Source organism: Caulobacter sp. FWC2 (assembly GCF_002742625.1).
In the GTDB taxonomy this organism is placed as follows: Bacteria; Pseudomonadota; Alphaproteobacteria; order Caulobacterales; family Caulobacteraceae; genus Caulobacter.
Window position 1 is genome coordinate 3,707,836 of record NZ_PEBF01000001.1, and the last position, 19,234, is coordinate 3,727,069.

Genomic DNA, 19,234 nt, shown 5'->3' on the forward strand with positions numbered 1-19,234 from the left:
TGGGGCGCGCCGATTTGTGGCCCCTTCCGTTGGAGCTGTTCCAACAGCCCACGGAAACCCGTTTTCAATCGCCCAATATCGGCAACTGCCGCCGCGCCTTGGCGTTGACCTGCCCCGGGATAAAGTCTGAACGGTGGGAGAAAGCCCTTGAGCTACGCGCCCTTACCCCTCGCCGACCAAGGCCCGCTCGACCGCAGGGAGCTCGTGTTCGCCGCTGTGGACCGCACCCGCACCCCCATGGTGATCTGCGATCCGAGGCAGGCCGACAATCCGATCGTCCTGGCCAACCAGGCCTTTCTGGATCTGACCGGCTATACGCGTGACGAGGTTCTCGGCCGCAACTGCCGGCTGCTGCAGGGGCCGGAGACCGACCGCTCGGCCATCGACGCCCTCGGCTCGGCGGTCCGCGACGCGCGCGAGGTCGAAGTCGAAATCCTCAACTATCGCAAGGACGGTTCAATGTTCTGGAACCGGGTCAGCCTCAGCCCCGTGCAGGATGATGCGGGCGGTCTCCTCTATTTCTTCGCCTCGCAGGTCGATGTCACCCGACATCGCCAGGCCGAGGCCAGCGAGGCCGAGGCCAACCAGATCCTGCTGCGCGAGATCGATCATCGGGCCTTGAACGCCCTGGCGATCGTCGAGGGCATCGTGCGTCTTAGCCAGGCCCAGGACGTTGGACGATACGCCGCGGCGGTCCAGCAGCGGGTGCAGGCCTTGGCCAGGGCGCACGCCTTCCTGTCGCAAAGGCGCTGGCAGCCCGCTCCGCTGGGCGACCTCGTACGGCTCCAGATCGCCCCATTTGATACAAGTCGCGTGACCCTGGACGGTCCTGACATCCCCGTCGGAGCGACGCTCATCCAACCGCTGGCGCTCGTTCTGCACGAGATGATTTCCAACGCGACGATACATGGCTGCCTGTCGGCGCCGTCCGGGGGCGTGACGGCGCACTGGCAGCCCTACAACAACGACGGCGGCTTCCGCCTGGTCTGGGAGGAAGCCGGCGGCCCGCCGCCGCCGCAGACGCGAAAGCCAGGCTTCGGCTCGGCCATGGTCACCGCCATCATCGAGCGCCAGCTACGGGGACGGGCGCGGCTGGAATGGCCCCCGACCGGCTTGCGTGCGGAGTTCATCGTTCCCGACACGGGACGAGATCCCAAGCCGTTCCAACTGGCCGCCCGTCGCTGACGCCGGATTGACGATCAGGAAGCGCCTGCCGGCTTCAGGTAGCCGTGCATGCCCAACCACCGGGAAAAGGCTTCGAACCAGCCGGTGCTGGTCGTTTTCTTCGGGTACATGCCAAAGCCGTGGCCGCCTTGTTCGTAGAGGTGGAACTCGACCGGCCGCTTGGCCGTCCGCCAGCTCTCGATCAGGCCAAATCCGCCGTTCGCGAAGAAGGGATCATCGGCCGCCAGCGCGACGAACAGCGGCGGCGCGTCAGTCGGAACGGCGACCGGCGCGAGTGAGCCGTAGATCGTCCCGATGAACGCGGGCTTGGCGTCCTGCCCCGCGAGCGTGGTGGCCATGGTCAGCATGGCGCCCGCCGAAAATCCCACCATCCCGATCCGGTCGGGATCGACATGCCATTCGGCCGCGCGCTTGCGCACCAGCGCGAACGCGGCGCGGGAGTCGGCGATCTGCGGGGCCAGGCCCGCGATAGCTTGCTCAGGGCTTGGCCGAGGGTTTCGGGCCGTGTTGGCGAACATCTCGGTCATCGAGCGTTCGAAGCCGGCCATGTCTGCGGGCGTCTGGTTCAGGCGATACTTGAGCACGAAGGCCGCCACGCCCTTGTCGGCCAGGGCCTGGGCGACCTGCCAGCCTTCATTTTCCATGGACAGGGTGCGAAACCCGCCGCCCGGCGCGACGATGACCGCTACGCCCGTGGCCTTGGCCGGGTCAGGCAGGAAAGGGGTCAGGGTCGCGACGGTGACGTTGCGGGCGAAGACGCTGCCATATTGGCTGTGCCAGGATTCAGCTGCGGTCGCGCCCGGCAGCGGGCCGGTGCCCAGCTCGATCGCCTTCGGCTGCGCCGGAATCGCGATCGGCGTCATCTTATTGGCCTGAGCCCAGACCGGCGCGGCGATCGCGCATGTGACGGCCATGACTCCCACGGCAAGGCTGGCGCGCGCCAGCCTCAGCCACGTCGACCGACCACGATTGTTCATCAACGCCACGGCGCAACCTCCCATTTCAACTTTGTGACCGGTATCATTCCGGCTTTTTACTCCTACAAATAAGCGAGAGGCTTGTCACGCGCCGATCACGGCCCGTTCTGGTTGAACGCCGTGGGCGGCCGCACATGTTCGGAAGGCAAAAAACGCCCGAGCCTGGCGCTCTGACCGGGCTCGGGCGGGCCGCCCAGGAGGGGGAAAGCGGGCAGTCGAAAGCTCGCGACCAAGAGCAGAACGCGACAAGGCGTCGGAAACACCCTCGGCGCGTCACGCCTTCGATCTGTAGTACAGATCGCGAAATGATTGCGTTAACGTAACCGTATTAACTTGAACCTCTCCAACCCATAACGGTGCGGATAGCGATGATCGTCGCGCGTGGTGAGGTCTAGCTTTCTCCGACGGGGTCGATTTTGCGTCGCGCCGACAATCGACTAGATAGGGATCAGATGACGGTGGCGGGATAAACGATTGGCTAGAAGCACTGAGGGCGCCCGCGGCCCAACGATCGTCGATGTCGCGGCCGCCGCCGGTGTTTCCCCGATGACCGTGTCGCGCGTGATCAATGCCCGCCCCGGCGTCGGCCCCGACACCCGTCTCGCCGTCACAGAGGCGATCCAACGCCTGGGCTATACTCCCAACGTCGCCGCCCGCAGCCTCGTGACATCGGCGGAACTGCGGATCGGCGTGATCTATTCCAACCCCAGCGCCGCTTTCATGAGTGAGTTCCTGACCGGGGTCTATGAAGAGGCCTCCACGCGCGGGGCCCGCCTGATCCTGCTCAAGGGCGGCGAAGGCGGACGCCCGCCGCAGGACGCCGAACTCAAGAACCTGATCGCCGCCGGCGTCCGCGGCGTGATCCTGGCCCCTCCCCTGGGCGAATCGCCCACGGTCCTGCAGGTGCTGCGCAAGGCGCGCCTGCCGCTGGCGGCGGTCGGCGCCTACAGCGTGGCGGGCGCCATCTGCGTGCGCATCGACGACCGGCGCGCGGCCTACGAGATGACGCGAGACCTGATCGCCGAGGGCCATCGTCGCCTGGGCTTCATCGTCGGCAATCCGGACCAGGCGGCCAGCGCCGAGCGGCTGGCGGGCTTCTATGCGGCCGTCCGCGAGGCCGACGACGTGCAGACGGTGATCGCCCAGGGCGATTTCAGCTTCACCTCAGGCCTCGCGGCGGCCGAGCTCCTTCTCGACTCCTTGCCGGCCCCGACGGCGATCTTCGCCAGCAACGACGATATGGCCGCAGCCGTGGTCTCGGTCGCGCACCGCCGCCACCTCGACGTGCCCGGCGAACTCACAGTCGCCGGGTTCGACGACACCGCCGCGGCCGTTACCCTTTGGCCGCCGCTGACCACGGTGCGTCAGCCCGTTCGCAAGCTGGCCGCCGAGGCGCTCGGCCTGCTGGCGGCGCAGATCTCCGGGGCCGAGGCCCATCTGAACGACCACCGCGATCGGGTGCTCGATCACCAGGTCGTTCGCCGGCTGTCTACCTCGCCGCCCTGAGCTAATCGTCCCCCCGACCTTCGTAGCGGAAGAAGGCGAAGTCGGCGGGCGTCGCCCTCCCCGACATGTCCTGGCAGGCCATACCCACAAAGGTCCCCGTGAAATTGGGCAGGCCGGGCAAGGACGCCTCGTCGGACAGGATGCTGGCGTCGAGTTCATCGGGCAGGTCGCGCCAGTCGTTTTCTCGATCGCCGCGCCAGGCGAACCGAAGCTGTTCCAGGTCTACCTCCACACGCAGGTCGATCGGTCCTTCGGGCAGGCTCTCGACCAGAACCTGGAGGGTGCAGCCGCCCGCGTCCGGCGAGGCGGTCATAAGTTGCAGCTGACGTTCGCTCCCCTCGCGGCTCACGTGGAGATAGTGGAACTTGGTGCTGTTGTAGTAGCAGACCAGCCCGGCCGCCTGCTGGAAGTCGACCGGGGCGAACTCGAGCCGCGTGGTGGCCGTGAACCGCAGATCCTCCTGGCGCCGGGCCACCAGCGCCTGGCGGAAGGGGCTGCCGATGGTCTCGCGTCCGTAGAGGCGCAGATATCCGGGCCGCGCCGCCAGACTGAAGAGCTCGTCAGGATAGGGCGTGCGCAGCCACTGAAATTCTGTCGGCAATGCGTCGACCGCAAAGCCGCCGTCCCACGCTTGTTGCGGCCAAGGCGCGGGCGGGAGACCAGGAGCAGCGGGCGCGGGATCCAGCGCGCCGCCGACCGTTAGACTTCTGAGCCAGCCATCCTCGCACCACCGCATCGGCTGCAGGGCCGTCTCGCGGCCCAGGACGCATCGCTGCCGGCCCGGCAGGGGCCTGCCGCACAGATAGGCCATCCAGGGCGTCTGGGCGGAGCCTTCGGTGAGGCCAAGGGCCAGGCGCAGCCCGGCGAAGGGGACCCAGCCTTGGGCGAAGATGTGGGCCATGGTGATCAGGGACCACAGGATAGCGCAGAGGGCGAAGCCGAGACGCAGCCCGACGCCGTCGAGGAAGTAGCCCACGAGCGGCTGGAACATCACGCCCAACTGGAAGGCGCTGGTGATCCACGAATACTGCTCGCTGGAGATCGACTGCTCGCTGAGCACCATCGGCGCGGCTACGCCCGGCACCGATCGCGACAGGTAGTTCAGCACCATCGCCAGGACGAACAGGCCCAGAATGGTCATCGGATGTAGGCGAAACGCGGACGTCGAAGCGCTCGATCGTCCTTCTGATCTGCTGGCACGCCCCCTCCTTCGATAACGTTATCATTCTCGATCAGCGAGAGCGCCGACCGGCTTTTTCGAGGCCTGGCGCGGTTTCAGCCGCCAGTCCACAACCGAATAGCGAACCAGAATGATCGCTTCAATGATAATATGTCGGAGTATTGACATCCGGGCGGCGACCATACCAAGATCGATGATAACGTTACCATGGCGGTTGGCCATGGCGACGATCAATCACGCAGAGCCGGTGAGCCTGCGGATAGGGAGGGATGAGAATGAACGCCAATGGCATGACGTCCTCTGAGGGCGGCGGCGCGCACAGCCGCGTCCAGATCGAGGCTCGGAACAACACCGCACAGATTCGGACCCGCATTCTGCGGTCGGCCAGCGCCGGCGCGATGACCGCGGCCCTGTTCGCCGCCGCGCCCGCCCTGGCCCAAACGGCTTCGGCGCCGGCCAACGACTCGGCCACGGTCACCGAGGTTGTCGTCACAGGCACGCGCATTCAGACCACGGGCTTCACGGCGCCCACCCCGACCTCGGTGATCGGTGAAGCCCAGATCCAGAACAACGCCCAGCCGAACGTCTTCGCCACCATCGTCCAACTGCCGTCGCTGCAGGGCTCGAGCGGTTCGGCGACCAACACCTTCAGCACGTCCAGCGGCCAGCAAGGCCTGAGCTCGTTCTCGCTGCGCGGCCTGGGTACGATCCGCACCCTGACCCTGCTGGACGGCCAGCGCGTGGTCGGGGCCTACTATACGGGCGTCACCGACGTCAGCCTGTTCCCGCAACTGCTGATCCAGCGCGTCGATGTCGTGAACGGCGGCGCCTCGGCCTCCTATGGCTCGGACGCGGTGGGCGGCGTCGTCAACTTCATCACCGACACCCGCTTCGAGGGCCTGAAGGGCAACGTCCAGGCCGGCATCTCGAAGTACAACGACAACGAACAGGGCCTGGTGCAACTGGCCGGCGGCCGCAGCTTCGCGGGCGACCGCATACACGTGGTCGGCAGCGTGGAGTGGGCTAAGGAAAACGGCGTCGGTCCGGGCGATTTCGGCCTGGATCTGGCCGGTGATCGCCACTGGTTCACCCAGACGACGATGATCAACCGCAACGTCACCAACGACGGTTCGCCGCAGTACCTGATGCGCGACAACGCCCAGCCCTACGCCTACACCAAGTACGGCCTGATCACGGCCGGTCCGCTGCAGGGCATCGCCTTCGACCAGAGCGGCAACCCGTTCCAGTTCCAGTATGGTTCGGGCGGCGTGCCCTCGAAGACGGCGGGCGGCGCGGTCACCGGTTGCTTCCCGGGCTTCTGTGTCGGCGGCGACCTGTCGGGCAATGTCGACAGCGGCCGCACGTTGCAGTCCAAGATCGAGCGCAAGGTGGCCTACGGGCGTATCGGCTATGACTTCGCCGAGAACAACGAGGCCTATGTCTCGTTCAACCTGGGCCAGGTCAAGACCAGCAACCAGCCCGTCAACGGCATGAACAAGACGGGCCTGACGTTGCAATGCGCCAACCCGTTCGTGCCGGCCTCCGTCCAGGCCGCTTGCGCGACAGCGGGTATCACCAGCTTCCAGTACGGCGTCAGCAACGCCGTGCTGCCCAACACCGAGGTTCACACCGATCGTCGCCAGTACCGGGTTGTCGCCGGCCTGAAAGGCAAGTTCGCGGCGGTCGGCTCCGACTGGACCTACGACGCCTACTACGAGCATGGCGTCAACAAGACCGCCATCGACGTCGACCACATCCTGCTGACGCCGCGTTTCAACCAGGCGATCCAGGCCATCACGCTGAACGGCGCGATCGTATGCGCCGACCCGGTCGCGCGCGCCAGCGGCTGCCAGCCGCTCAACATCTTCGGCGGCAAGGCCCCGTCGGCCGCGGCCCTGGAATATGTCCAGCCCGCCGCCGGCCCGTTCCAGCGCCTGCGCATGACCCAGGACGTCGCCAGCCTGAACTTCTCGGGCGCGCCGATCGACCTGTGGGCCGGTCCGCTGTCGGTGGCTTTCGGCGCCGAATATCGCCGGGAATTCTATACCGTCCGCGCCGACCCGTACGGCGCCGGCGTCGCTGACCGCAGCCCCAACGACGCTTCCTATCCCGCCGATCCGCTCCTCGCCTCGGTGGGCAACAACTGGCACGCCGGCAACTACAAGAACGGCAACGGCGTCTACAACGTCAAGGAAGCCTTCCTGGAGGCCGACCTGCCGCTGTTCAACAACGAGACCATCGGCCGCGCCAACTTCAACGCCGCGGCGCGGGTGACCGACTACAGCACCTCAGGCACGATCTGGACCTGGAAGGCGGGCGGCACCTGGGACACGCCGATAGAGGGCCTGCGCTTCCGCGGCGTGACCTCGCGGGACGTGCGCGCGCCCAACCTCTCGGAGTTGTTCGCCGCGCCCGTCACCACGACGCTGCCGAACTTCTTCGATCCGGTGAACAACCGGAACGTGGTGGCGATCCAGAACGCCGTCGGCAACCCGAACCTGACGCCGGAAATCGCGCGCAACTCGCAGATCGGCGTGGTCCTGGCCAATCCGTCCTGGCTGCCCGGCTTCAGCGCGTCGTTCGACTATTACAAGATCAAGGTTGACGACGTCGTCTCCAGCCTGGGGGCGGCCCAGATCGTCGACTACTGCTACCGCAACATCCTGCCGCAGACCTGCGGGGCCTATAACCTCAACAACACCAGCGGCCCGAACTATATCAACGTCCAGTCCTTCAACCTGGCGTCGATCAAGACCAGCGGCTTCGACATCGAGGCCAGCTATCGCTGGCGGCAGCCGCTGGGCCTCTCGGGCAACTTCACCCTGCGAGCCCTGGCCACCCACATCCGCGACTTCTGGACCGACACGGGCCTGCCCGGCACGGTGCCGGTCGACTCCGCGGGCGTGAACCAGGGCAACACCCCCAACTGGAAGTGGCTGGCGATCCAGAGCTATGAGACCGACCGCTTCTCCCTGACGCTGCAGGAGCGTTGGTTCACCGACGGCAACTACGGCAACCAGTACGTCGTCTGCGCCCCGGGAACCTGCCCGGTCTCGACGGCCAACGCCCCGACGATCGACAAGAACTTCATGCCAGGCGCCTTCTACATGGACGTCGGCGGCACCTACAACATCCGCAAGGACGTGAGCGCCTACTTCAAGGTCGACAACCTGTTCGACCGCGATCCGGCCAAGTCGCCGAACTACGCAAACCCGGCGCTGTACGACATCGTCGGCCGGATGTACCGCGCCGGCGTGCGCTTCCGCTTCTAACCGAGATTCCCCCTCGATCACTGAGGCCAGGCGTCCAGCGCCTGGCCTCTTTTTTTGGTTTAGGCGTCTCGCCGCGGCGCCGCGATCAGTTCGAGTCCATAGAGGACACTCGTCCCCTTGCGACCGATCAGCCTGACCTTCGAGCGCTTCTGGTCGCTCGGCGGCAAGGGATAGTCGACGGTGACCCAGTCGTTGCGCTTGGGTCCGGACCGACGCTCTACGGCGACTTGCTGTCCGTCGAACTCGATCGCCATCTCGCGGTCGGCGTCATTGCCCCAATAGGTCGCGCGCAGGAACGCGGCGCCGGGCCGACGGGCCATCGTGAACGACACCTCCGCGCCCTCGGGGATCGACCGGCTGTGGCGGCCATAGAAGGTCCCCGGCTGTCCGGCTGTCGCCGTCAGCCCGTGATCGCGCTCGGGCTGCATCTCGCCGATGTGGAAGACGTCGATCCTCCGCCGCGCCAGATCGGCTCGCTGGGCTTCGGACGCCAGATAGTCCCGGCGCTGAGCCTTCCAGTCCGCCGGCGTGAAGGTCTGGAAGTAGACCGCCGTGCGCCGGTCATAGAGCGCATTGAACGGCCGCAGGGTTTGGCTCTGCCCCAAGACATCGACCGTGGCGTAGCGATGAGCCCCGCCGCCGGGGACGAGCGTGTCGGTCGGCGCGGCCCTGGCCAGCAGCGCCGGCGCGGGGCCGTCGAACGCCTTGTCCGCAGGTCCGAGATCTGCCGCCAGGACCAAAGGTCCGCTGAGGAAGGCGTAGGTGGCCGGCGCGCCCTTGAGCGGCTCGGCGCGCAAGGTCATCGGCAAGGTCACGGTGATCGTGTCCCCTGCCCGCCACGCGCGCGTCACGCGCCAGTAGTTGTCCGAGACCGGCGCGGCGATCGTTTTGCCGTTGAGCGTGATCCGCGCGCCCAGCGCCCAGCCGGGTCGGCGAATGGCCAGGGTCGTGGCTGTCGCCGAAGGACGGGCCACCCGAAGCACGACCTCGCCCTGCTCGGGATAGCGGGTCCGCAGTTCCAGCTTGGCGTCGCCGGGAAGATCCAGCGTCGAGGGCGTGAAGAGGTTGACGTAGATCGCGTCCGGTCCGTGCCAGAAGATGCTGTCGGCGTGCTTGGCGTGGCTCTCCATGCCCGACCCCACGCAACACCAGAAGCTGTCTTCCGGCGTGGAATAGTCGCGCTTGGCGCCCGCCTGAAGCGGCATGAAATAGACGAACTGACCGGTGTCGGGACGCTGATGCGCCAGGATGTGATTGAGCTGCGCCCGCTCGTAATAGTCGAACAAGGCGCCGTCCGGCTTCCAGGCGTAGAGATGCCGCGTCAGCTTCAGCATGTTGTAGGTGTTGCACGCCTCGCACGTGCCCGTCGTCAGCGTGCCGCCCAGTTGGTCGGCCGGACCGAAGTGCTCGCGTTCGGAATTGCCCCCCAGCACATAGCTGTGGTGGTCGACGACCGTCTGGTGAGAGAACGCGGCCGCCTCGCCATGATCGGCCTGGCCACTGGTCTCGTAGAAGCGCGCCAGGCCGACGGCCTTGGGAATCTGGGTGTTGGCGTGAAGCCCCGCCAGGGCGTCGCGACGGGCCAGGAGAGGGTCGACGAAAGCGCGGTGGCGCAACCGCTCGGCGGTGTGTAGCCAGCGGGCGTCGCCCGTAATGGCGTACAGCTCGGCATAGGATTCCAGGATACCGCCGTGCTCGACGGAGAGGACCTTCTGGACCTGTTCCTCCGAGAGGGGCGCCAGGACGCCGGCCAGATAGTCGGCCAGGCCCAGGGCGATCGGCAGCGCTCTCGCATTGTGGGCCAGCAGGTGCGCGTCGATCACCCCCGCCAGCACCTTGTGGTACGCGTAGATCGGCACCCAGCCGCCGTTCAGCGTCCAGGTGACCTCGATCTGGCCGCGCCGGACTTCCTCGAAGATGACCTTTCCGGGAACCTCCTTGCCGCCCCGGTCGGCGGTCGTGCCGCCGGCATAGCCGTCACCCTCGGCGGCCTGGATCTTGGCCATCTCCGCGAGCGTGTGGTCGAGGACGGCCGCGACGGCCGGATCGCCGGTGTTGGCCACCGTCAGGCTGCAGGCCGACAGCCAATGCCCCACGGAGTGACCGGCGATGCTTTCGCTTTCCCATCCGCCATAGCGCGGCTTGTTAGCCGGCAGGCCCGCCGACCAATAGAAGTTGTGCAGCAGCCGCTCGGGGTCCAGCGAGAGCAGGTAGCGACGGTTGGCCGCCATGGCGTCGGCGAACGGCGACGGCTCCAGCGTCACGTAGCGGGCCGGGATCGGCTCGACCTTGCGCAACGACGTGGGCGTTTGGGCAGAAGCCTTGGCGGCGAACGTGACGGTCAGGCAGGCGCCGGCCAGGAGCACCGAACGCCGGCTTTGGGTGAGAGCTTGGCCGCTCATGCGCGCACCAGGGCGCCGTTGCGGACCGCGAGGCGGACGCTTTGACCTTGCTTCATCTCGATCTCCAGGGTCGACGCCCTATGAACTACAGTGTGGCGGCCGTGGGCCGTGGCGGTCAGCACCGCCTCTGAAAGCTTGCCGCCCGCCCAACGCACATCGACACCGACCGCGCCCCTCGCCCTCAGGCCGGTCATATGGCCGGTCGGCCAGGCCGACGGCAGGGCCGCCAGCAGGTAGATGCGGTCGTTGCGGCTCTGCAGGACCATCTCGGTCATGCCCGAGGTCCCTCCGAAATTGCCGTCGATCTGGAACGGCGGGTGGGCGTCGAACATGTTGGGATAGGTCCGCTCGGGGCCCAGCAGCAGCTTCAGCACGCTGTGCGCATGATCGCCGTCGCCCAGCCGCGCCCAGAGGTTCAGCCGCCAGGCGATGGCCCAGCCGGTGGTGATGTCGCCCCGCTTCAGCAGCGAAGTCCTGGCCGCCGCCGCCAGCTTCGGCGTGGTGTCGATCCCGATCTGGTCCGACGGGAACAGGCCATAGAGGTGCGAGACGTGCCGGTGCTGGGGTTCCTTGGCGTCGGCGTCCCAGTCCTCCTGCCATTCCTGCAGTTGGCCGTCCTTGCCGATCCTGTACGGCGCCAGCTTGTCGCGCGCCGCCGTCAGCTCGGTGACGAACGCCGGATCGGCGCCGAGGATGCCCTCGGCCTTCAGGCAGTTGTCGAACAGGTCCCGGATGATCGCCTGGTCCATGGTCGGACCGGCGACCAACGACGAGCCATGACCATGATCGTTCTCTGGCGATACCGACGGACTGGTGACCAGCACCCCGAACTTCGGATCGACGACCAGGGTGTCGAGGAAGAACCGCGCCGAGCCCTTCATCAGCGGATACACGCGGGCCAGATAGGCCTTGTCGCGGCTGTAGTCGTAGTGGTCGAAGACGTGCTTGCAGATCCAGGCGCCGCCCGTGGGCCAGACGCCCCAGAGCGCGCCGTCGATCGGCGCGGTGGCGCGCCACAGGTCGGTGTTGTGGTGGGCGACCCAGCCGCGCGCGCCATACATGACCTGGGCGGTGCGCGCGCCGGTCGTGGCCAGGTCCTCGACCAGCGCGATCAACGGCTCGACACAGGGCGCGAGGTTGGTCGGTTCGGCCGGCCAGTAGTTCATCTCGGTATTGATGTTGATCGTGTACTTGCTCTCCCACGGGGGCGAGGTCTTCTCGTTCCAGATCCCCTGGAGGTTGGCCGGCTGGCCGCCGGGGCGTGAGCAGGCGATCAGCAGGTAGCGGCCGTACTGGTAGTACAGCGCCGCCAGCGACGGATCGTCCGTGGTCGGCGACTGCCGGATGCGCTCGTCCGTCGGCAGCAGGTCGGCGCGCGTGCGGCCAAAGTCGACGCCGACCCGACGGAACAACGCCCGGTGATCGGCCTGGTGATCGGCCAGGATCTTCGCCCAGGACTTGCCGACCAGCCCGGCCAGCGTCGCGTTGTTCAGCGCCTGGGGATCGCCGGAGACGTCGTCGTACCTGCGATAGCTGGTGGCCGCCGCGATCAGCAGCACGACCTCGTCGGCGTTCCTGACCGTCAGCACGCCGCCCTGCCCCGTCAACGCGCCGCCCTTGGCGCGGACCTCGACGCGGCACTCGAAGGTCAGGGCGGCGGGGATTCCCTCCCGGCTCTCATTGGCGCCGACCAGGACCAGGGCGCTACCCTCGACCCTCGCGACGGGCTTAGACTTCAGCGGGCTGGCGAAGGAAAGATCGACGCTGATCGCGCCCTTGCGGCTGGCGCTCAGGCGCACGGCGATGACCCCGTCCGGATGACTGCCGATCACCTCGCGGCGATAGCGCACACCGCCGGCCGTGAAGGTCGTGGCGGCGATCGCCCCATCGATGTCGAGGTCGCGCACATAGTCGCCGCTCGCTTCGCCCAGCCCGGGAAAATCGAGCTTCAGATCGCCGATCGTCTGGTAGGCCATCTGCCGCCTGGGCTTGCCCAGGAACTTGGCGTCGGCCAGCTTCGTGGCTTGGACATAGTCACCGGCGTCGATCAGGCGGCGGATCTCCGGCAGCGCGGCCAAGGCCTCAGGATTGGCGGGATCGTAGGGGCCGCCCGCCCACAGCGTATCCTCGTTGAGCTGCAGCCGCTCGGAGGCGACGCCCCCAAACACCATCGCGCCCAGCTTGCCCGAACCCACCGGCAGGGCTTCGACCCACGCCTTGGCCGGCTGGCGGTACCACAGGCGCAGCGGCGAGGCCTTGGCCGTAGCAGCTTGAGACTTGGTCGCGGCGACGGAAGCGGCCACGACCGCCAGCGCGGACCGGCGGCTTAACCCCGCCCCCCGACGCGTGCGCATCGCTTGCGGTTCCGAACATCGCGCCATAGCTTCCTCACGCCAGTTCTTGGTGTGCGCCAGGTCCCCCAGCTGACGCGCCGCGACGGTTCGGTCGCTTGACGCATACCCTATCTACTCGGACAATTAAGGCAACCGACGAGCCTTGCGCCCGGAGCGTCAAGGGCCGCGCTTATTGGGTTATCATGGACGCTCAAGTCGAACGCGCCCAGCGTTCGCCAGCAGCTTGACCCGATATATTGTCTGACTATTATCGCGCTGAACCTTGGCGCGAAGCCTTCAAAAGACAAGATCCGCGAGACGGGTCGCCGCTCCGGGTCGCATCATGTCGATCCTGAGCGAGCACGGGGAGAAGACATGCTCAAAATCGCTCGGCCCATGGCCGCGTCCGTCCTGGCCATGATGATCGCCTCGCCCGCCCTGGCGCAGGCCAAGGCCGATGCGCCGATCGCGGTCCGCATCGAGGCCGGGGCGCCCGGCGCCAAGATCGATCGCAACATCTTCGGCCAGTTCGCCGAACATCTCGGCTCGGGCATCTATGGCGGCGTCTGGGTCGGCAAGGACTCGCCCATCCCCAATGTCCGCGGCATCCGCACCGATGTCGTCAAGGCGCTGCGCGACATCAAGGTGCCCAATGTGCGCTGGCCGGGCGGCTGTTTCGCCGACGAATATCACTGGCGCCACGGCATCGGCCCGGTCGAGGGTCGCCGCAAGACGATCAACTCCAACTGGGGCGGCGCGGTCGAACCCAACACCTTCGGCACCGACGAGTTCATGGACTTCGTCGGCCAGATCGGCAGCGACGCCTACATCTCGGTCAATGTCGGCTCGGGCACGGTCCAGGAAGCGGCCGAGTGGGTCGAGTACATGACCGCCGATCCAGAGACCACGGCGGGCAAGGAACGCGCCGCCAACGGCCACCGCGAGCCCTACAAGATCAAGTATCTGGGCCTGGGCAACGAGAGCTGGAGCTGCGGCGGCGCCATGCGGCCGGAGTACTATGCCGACGAGATGAAGCGCTACGCCCGATTCGTGCGCAACTACAACCCCAAGCAGACCGGCGCAGACGCCATGCAGCGCATCGCCGTCGGTCCCGACCAGGGCAAGCCGGCCTACACCGAGACGGTCATGGCCGCGCAGAAGGGCCACGACTGGGCCTGGAACATCGAAGGGCTGTCGCTGCACTCGTACACGACCGGCGGCTGGCCGCCGTCCTATTCCAGCACCAAGTTCGACGAGACCGCCTATGCCAAGCTGCTGAAGGAAACGCTGGGCATGGACGGGCTGATCACCCAGCACGCCGCGATCATGGACAAGTACGATCCGGACAAGAAGGTGCCACTGGCCGTCGACGAATGGGGCGTGTGGCTGGCGCCGCTGGAAGGCACCAATCCGGGCTTCCTGGTCCAGCAGAACTCGATGCGCGACGCGCTGGTGGCGGCGCTGAACCTGAACATCTTCGCACGTCACGCCGACCGCGTGCGGATCACCAACATCGCCCAGATGATCAACGTCCTTCAGGCGATGATCCTGACCGACAAGGACAAGATGGTCCTGACGCCCACCTATCACGTCTACAAGATGTACCTGCCCTTCCAGGACGCCACCTTCGCGCCCGTCAGCTTCGACGCCGGGACCTATACGCAGGGCGACATCACGCTGCCGCGGATCGACGCCATCGCGGCGCGCGACACGCAAGGCAAGCTGTGGCTGGCGGTCTCCAACCTCGACCCCGTCAAGTCGGCCAGCATCCGGGCCGACATCGCCGGCGTCAAAGCCGCCTCCGCCACCGGCCAGGTCATGACCGCGCCGCGCGTCGACAGCATCAACACGTTCGACGCCCCCAACGCGGTCGCGCCCAAGCCGTACACGGCCAAGGCCGGCGCGGGCGGCCTGGTGCTGCAGGCGCCGCCGAAGTCGATCATGGTCATCCGCCTGGACTGATGACATCTGACCACTTCCTGCATGATGAGAGAGGGCGCTCATCCATCATGCAGGAAGAAACTTCTTTGCGATCAATGCTGAAACGCTCGTGCGCAGCACGCAAACTAGCCTGACAACTTGCCAAGGGCCGTGTGCTTGCGCTTATAGAAACGAGCCCACCCACGCAGGAGCCTGTGCCCATGCCCACCGACGAACCGGACGACAAGTCGATCCCCCGATCGGCGAGAGGGTCTGGTCGACGGCTGCGGGGCGCGGTGGCGCACTATCTGGGCAGCGCCATCGTCTCGGGCCAGATCGCGCCCGGCGAAAAGCTGACCGGCGAGATCGCCAACGCCGAGGCCCTGGACGTCTCGCGCAGCGCCTACCGGGAAGCCGTCCAGGTTCTGACCGCCAAGGGTCTGGTCGAAAGCCGCCCCAAGGCGGGCACCCGGGTGCTGCCGCGCAGCCGCTGGAACATCCTGGATCCGCAGGTGCTGGCCTGGGCATTTTCGGCTGAACCCGACGTCAGCTTCGTGCGCGACCTGTTCGAGCTTCGGGCGATTGTCGAGCCCGCCGCAGCGCGCCTCGCCGCCGAGCGACGCGACAAGGACGACCTCAAGGCCATGAAGGACGCCCTGACCAAGATGCGACGCCACACCCTGGCGACCGAGGCCGGCCGGGCTGCCGACCGCGCCTTCCACGACGCCCTTCTGGGCTCGACGCACAATAGCGCGATGATGGCGCTCAGCGCCAGCATCAGCGCCGCGGTCAGCTGGACCACCGAGTTCAAGCAGCGCTCGCGCGCCCTGCCCCGCGACCCGGTGCCCGACCACGCCAAGGTCTTCGACGCCATCGCGGCGGGCGATCCCGAAGCGGCCAGCGCGGCCATGCGGGCCCTCGTCGACCTGGCGCTGGATGACACCCGATCGGCGATGTAGGCCGCCTTCCTAGGGCTTGCTCAGCGTGAAGCTGTCGACGTCCAGCCGCCCCTCGCCGCCCTTGGGATTGTAGCAGAACAGGCCGTACTGCTGCCCCTGGAAGGTTCCGGTCCGCCAGTCGAAGGCCAGGGGGAAATCGCCGGGCATGGCGGTCCAGGCCTTGCCGTCCAGGCTGTAGGCCAGGGCGGCCTTGTCGGTCGTGAAATCCATCTCGACCGACAACCACAGGTCCACGAGAGGGATCGCCAAGGCCTCGCCCAGAGGCGTCGTCTTGGGCCCCTCCTGGGTGCTCTCGACCAAGCGCGCGGACAGCGCGCCCCGCCCGTCGGCCGTCCGGGTGACGACCAACTGGCTGGAGAACTTGCCGAACGTGCCGAAGCCGCAGGCGTCGCCGCCCGTTAGTCCCCGCACGTCCAGCTTGACCACGCCCCGCCCGCGCGGCGCCTGGCCCTTTTGCAAGAGGGTGTTGCGCGCGGTCCAGAACTGGTCGCTGGTCGTGGCCTTCAGGCGCAGATAGCCGGGGCGCTCGCGGAGCGACCAACGCCGGTCGTCGGGATTGTGGTTCCACTGCCACTGCCGGCCCAGCACCCGGCCGCTGAAGTCGTCGGAGCTGGGCGGCTCGACGAAGGGGCCGCCGGCGATCGGCTTGACGGCGACGTCGGGCACGCGACCCGGTGCGTCCGGCGTTCCCCATACCGGCCAATCGTCCCGCCAGAACATCGGACTGACGTTCGTGACTCGGCCTACCGCTCCGGAGTCGCGCATGACGAAGCCGTACCAGCCGCCGCCCGGCAGATCGACCAGGGCGCCCTGGTGGCCGCCGGTGGTGTCGTCGATCTGGTCGCGCGTCTCCCACGGCCCGGTCAGGGACCGGGCGCGCGAGACCGTCAAGGCCAAGCGTCGGGGGATCGAGTTGAAGATGTAGTACCAGCCGTTCCGCTTGATCAGCTTCGAGCCTTCGGCGCCTCGGATATAGTGGATCTTGCGCGCGTCGGTGACCTTCGTGAGGTCCGCGCTGAGCGTCAGCAAGGTCGTCGTCCCATCGGCGCTGCTGGCGGTGGCGATATAGGCCTTGCCGTCATCGTCGAAGAACAGGGCCGGATCGAAGGCTTCTCGATCCAGTTCGCGCGCGGTCCACGGCCCCCTGATATCGGTGGCGGAATAAAGCCTGGTGTGGCGCCCGACGGGGGTGACGGCGATGTAGAAGCGGCCCTTGTGATAGCGCAGGCTCGGCGCGTAGACGCCATGGCGATAGTCCCCGCCATCGGCCAGGTCGTATTTGGGATTACCCGTCAGCCTCGGCATGACGTGGCCGGCGATGTCCCAGTTCACCAGGTCCCTGGAGTGCAGGAGGGTGAGCCCCGGCGTGTTCATGAAGGTGGTCGAGGCGAAATAGAAGTCCTGGCCGACCCGAATGATGTCGGGATCGGGATAGTCCGCATTGAGCGGCGGATTGTGATAGGTCCCTTGCCCGCTATCGGCGCGCCAGACCTGGGCCTGCACGCTCGCGGCGGCGCAGGCCAGGCCCAGAGCTAAGGCCGACACGATCAGCGTGGATGGCTTTGGCATGAGGTCCTCGGATCGTCGCCAGGCGACTAGTGGTTGTCGCGCGGCAGGCCCTTGGTCTGGGCGATGCGCTGATACTTCACGGCCGGTTCGAGGACCGCGCCGGTCTCCATCTGGCCAACCACCGCGCGCTGCATTTCCTGCCACGGCGTCTGGCTTTCCGGATAGGCGAAGCCGCCCGCCGCATCGAGCGCCTTGCGGCGCTCAACGATCTCGGCGGCCGAGACCAGCACGTCGACGCGCGACTTGCGCAGGTCGAAGCGCACGCGGTCACCGGTCTTCAGCAGCGCCAGGCCGCCGCCCACCGCCGCTTCCGGCGAAGCGTTGAGGATCGAGGGCGAGCCCGAGGTGCCCGACTGGCGGCCGTCGCCGACGCACGGCAACTGGTGGACGCCTTGTTTGATCAGGTAGTCGGGCGCGCGCATGTTCACGACCTCGGCCGCGCCGGGATAGCCGACGGGGCCCGCGCCGCGCATGAACAGGATCGAGTTGGAGGTGATCCCCACCGCCGGGTCGTCGATGCGGCGGTGATAGTCCTCGGGTCCGTCGAATACGACCGCGTCGCCCTCGAAGGCGTCCGGGTCATCGGGATTGGAGAGATAGCGCTCGCGGAACTCCGGGCTGACCACGCTGGTCTTCATGATCGCCGAGTTGAACAGGTTGCCGCGCATGACCACAAAGCCGGCCCGTTCGACCAGCGGTCGCGAGAACGGACGGATGACGTCCTCGTCCTCGATCACCGCGCCGCGATACTGCTCGCCGATGGTCTGGCCGGAGGCGCACCTGGCGTCTTCACGGATCAGCCCCTGCTCGATCAGCTGGCCGAACACCGCCGGCACGCCGCCGGCGCGGTAGTAGTCCTCACCGAGATATTCGCCGGCCGGCTGCAGGTTGACCAGCAACGGCACCTGCTCGCCGGTCTGTTGCCAGTCGTCGATCGACAGCTCGACCCCGATGTGGCGGGCCAGAGCGTTGAGATGGATCGGGGCGTTGGTCGAACCGCCGATGGCCGAGTTGACCACCACGGCGTTCAGGAAAGCGTCACGGGTCAGGATGTCGGACGGCTTGAGGTCCTCGTGGACCATGTCGACGATGCGCAGGCCCGTCCGATAGGCGTTCTCCTGGCGGTCGCGATAGGGCGCGGGGATCGCCGCCGAGCCGGGCAGCGACATGCCCAGGGCCTCGGTCAGCGAGTTCATGGTCGTGGCCGTGCCCATGGTGTTGCAGTAGCCGGTCGAGGGCGCGGAGCTGGCCACCAGCTTGATGAAGCCGGCATTGTCGATCTCGCCCGCCGCCAGCATCTCGCGAGCCTGCCAGACGATGGTGCCCGAGCCCGTCCGCTTGCCCTTGTGCCAGCCGTTCAGCATCGGTCCGACCGACAGCGCGATAGCCGGGATATTCACGGTCGCCGCCGCCATCAGGCAGGCCGGCGTGGTCTTGTCGCAGCCGATGGTCAGCACCACGCCATCCAGCGGGTAGCCGTAAAGCAGCTCGACGAGGCCGAGATAGGACAGGTTGCGGTCCAGGCCCGCCGTCGGGCGCTTGCCGGTCTCCTGGATCGGGTGGACGGGGAACTCCAGGACAATGCCACCAGCGGAGCGAACGCCTTCGCGCACGCGCTCGGCCAGAACCAGGTGGTGCCGGTTGCAGGGCGACAGGTCTGATCCGGTCTGGGCGATGCCGATGATCGGCTTGCCCGACTGCAGTTCTTCCAGCGACAGGCCGAAGTTCATGTAGCGCTCAAGATAGAGCGCGGTCATGTCGGTGTTATCGGGGTTATCGAACCATGCGCGCGAACGGAGCTTGGGTGCGTCGCTTTTGGGGGAAACCATGAATAGCCTTGTCGTTGCTTAGTCCGGCGCGGCGCCGGTCACTTGCTGAACTCCCTCGGAGTGGCAAATCACCATGCGCCTTGCTCGTATTTGTCTGACTAT

At 67.0% G+C, this 19,234-nt stretch carries 12 protein-coding genes; 5 read left to right on the forward strand and 7 right to left on the reverse strand.

Annotated features, from left to right (window positions below; genetic code table 11):
* Positions 1 to 204: 204 nt before the first annotated feature.
* Positions 205 to 1,185, forward strand: coding sequence for a PAS domain-containing protein (locus CSW62_RS17780; protein WP_143324424.1), 981 nt, complete (start codon positions 205 to 207; stop codon positions 1,183 to 1,185).
* Positions 1,186 to 1,199: 14 nt separating this feature from the next.
* Here the strand turns inward: CSW62_RS17780 and CSW62_RS17785 are convergent, their stop codons facing one another.
* Positions 1,200 to 2,099: an alpha/beta hydrolase gene (locus CSW62_RS17785; RefSeq protein ID WP_233206714.1), complete on the reverse strand. Its 900-nt coding sequence runs from the start codon at positions 2,097 to 2,099 to the stop codon at positions 1,200 to 1,202.
* Between the two features lie 537 nt (positions 2,100 to 2,636).
* On the opposite strand from CSW62_RS17785, the gene CSW62_RS17790 reads away from it, so the two are divergent.
* Complete coding sequence (locus CSW62_RS17790; protein ID WP_099580077.1) at positions 2,637 to 3,668, forward strand: LacI family DNA-binding transcriptional regulator; 1,032 nt, start codon at positions 2,637 to 2,639, stop codon at positions 3,666 to 3,668.
* A 1-nt stretch (position 3,669) separates the two neighbouring features.
* Here the strand turns inward: CSW62_RS17790 and CSW62_RS17795 are convergent, their stop codons facing one another.
* Together CSW62_RS17795 and CSW62_RS26190 are read right to left on the reverse strand one after the other, a co-directional pair.
* Positions 3,670 to 4,809: an MFS transporter gene (locus CSW62_RS17795; RefSeq protein ID WP_099580079.1), complete on the reverse strand. Its 1,140-nt coding sequence runs from the start codon at positions 4,807 to 4,809 to the stop codon at positions 3,670 to 3,672.
* A gap of 81 nt (positions 4,810 to 4,890) precedes the next feature.
* A complete protein-coding gene (locus CSW62_RS26190; protein ID WP_143324425.1) occupies positions 4,891 to 5,070 on the reverse strand; it encodes a hypothetical protein in 180 nt (59 codons plus the stop codon).
* A gap of 176 nt (positions 5,071 to 5,246) precedes the next feature.
* On the opposite strand from CSW62_RS26190, the gene CSW62_RS17800 reads away from it, so the two are divergent.
* A complete protein-coding gene (locus tag CSW62_RS17800) occupies positions 5,247 to 8,120 on the forward strand; it encodes a TonB-dependent receptor domain-containing protein (protein ID WP_099582342.1) in 2,874 nt (957 codons plus the stop codon).
* Positions 8,121 to 8,179: 59 nt separating this feature from the next.
* Here the strand turns inward: CSW62_RS17800 and CSW62_RS17805 are convergent, their stop codons facing one another.
* Both CSW62_RS17805 and CSW62_RS17810 read right to left on the reverse strand, forming a co-directional pair.
* Positions 8,180 to 10,522, reverse strand: coding sequence for a glycoside hydrolase family 127 protein (locus CSW62_RS17805; protein ID WP_099580081.1), 2,343 nt, complete (start codon positions 10,520 to 10,522; stop codon positions 8,180 to 8,182).
* Entirely contained in the window at positions 10,519 to 12,825 is a 2,307-nt protein-coding gene (locus CSW62_RS17810) for a glycoside hydrolase N-terminal domain-containing protein (protein ID WP_233206715.1), read from the reverse strand. The genes CSW62_RS17805 and CSW62_RS17810 overlap by 4 nt, the downstream gene beginning before the upstream one ends.
* Before the next feature lie 405 nt (positions 12,826 to 13,230).
* Here CSW62_RS17810 and CSW62_RS17815 point away from each other — a divergent pair, with 405 nt between their 5' ends.
* Positions 13,231 to 14,817, forward strand: coding sequence for an alpha-N-arabinofuranosidase (locus tag CSW62_RS17815; protein ID WP_099580085.1), 1,587 nt, complete (start codon positions 13,231 to 13,233; stop codon positions 14,815 to 14,817).
* Positions 14,818 to 14,996: 179 nt separating this feature from the next.
* Complete coding sequence (locus tag CSW62_RS17820) at positions 14,997 to 15,734, forward strand: FadR/GntR family transcriptional regulator (RefSeq protein WP_099580087.1); 738 nt, start codon at positions 14,997 to 14,999, stop codon at positions 15,732 to 15,734.
* Positions 15,735 to 15,743: 9 nt separating this feature from the next.
* On the opposite strand, the gene CSW62_RS17825 is transcribed toward CSW62_RS17820, so the two are convergent.
* Entirely contained in the window at positions 15,744 to 17,303 is a 1,560-nt protein-coding gene (locus tag CSW62_RS17825; RefSeq protein ID WP_199170632.1) for a glycoside hydrolase 43 family protein, read from the reverse strand.
* Positions 17,304 to 17,329: 26 nt separating this feature from the next.
* Positions 17,330 to 19,132 (reverse strand): IlvD/Edd family dehydratase, encoded by a 1,803-nt coding sequence (locus tag CSW62_RS17830; RefSeq protein ID WP_099580089.1) that lies wholly within the window; start codon positions 19,130 to 19,132, stop codon positions 17,330 to 17,332.
* Between the last annotated feature and the right edge of the window lie 102 nt (positions 19,133 to 19,234).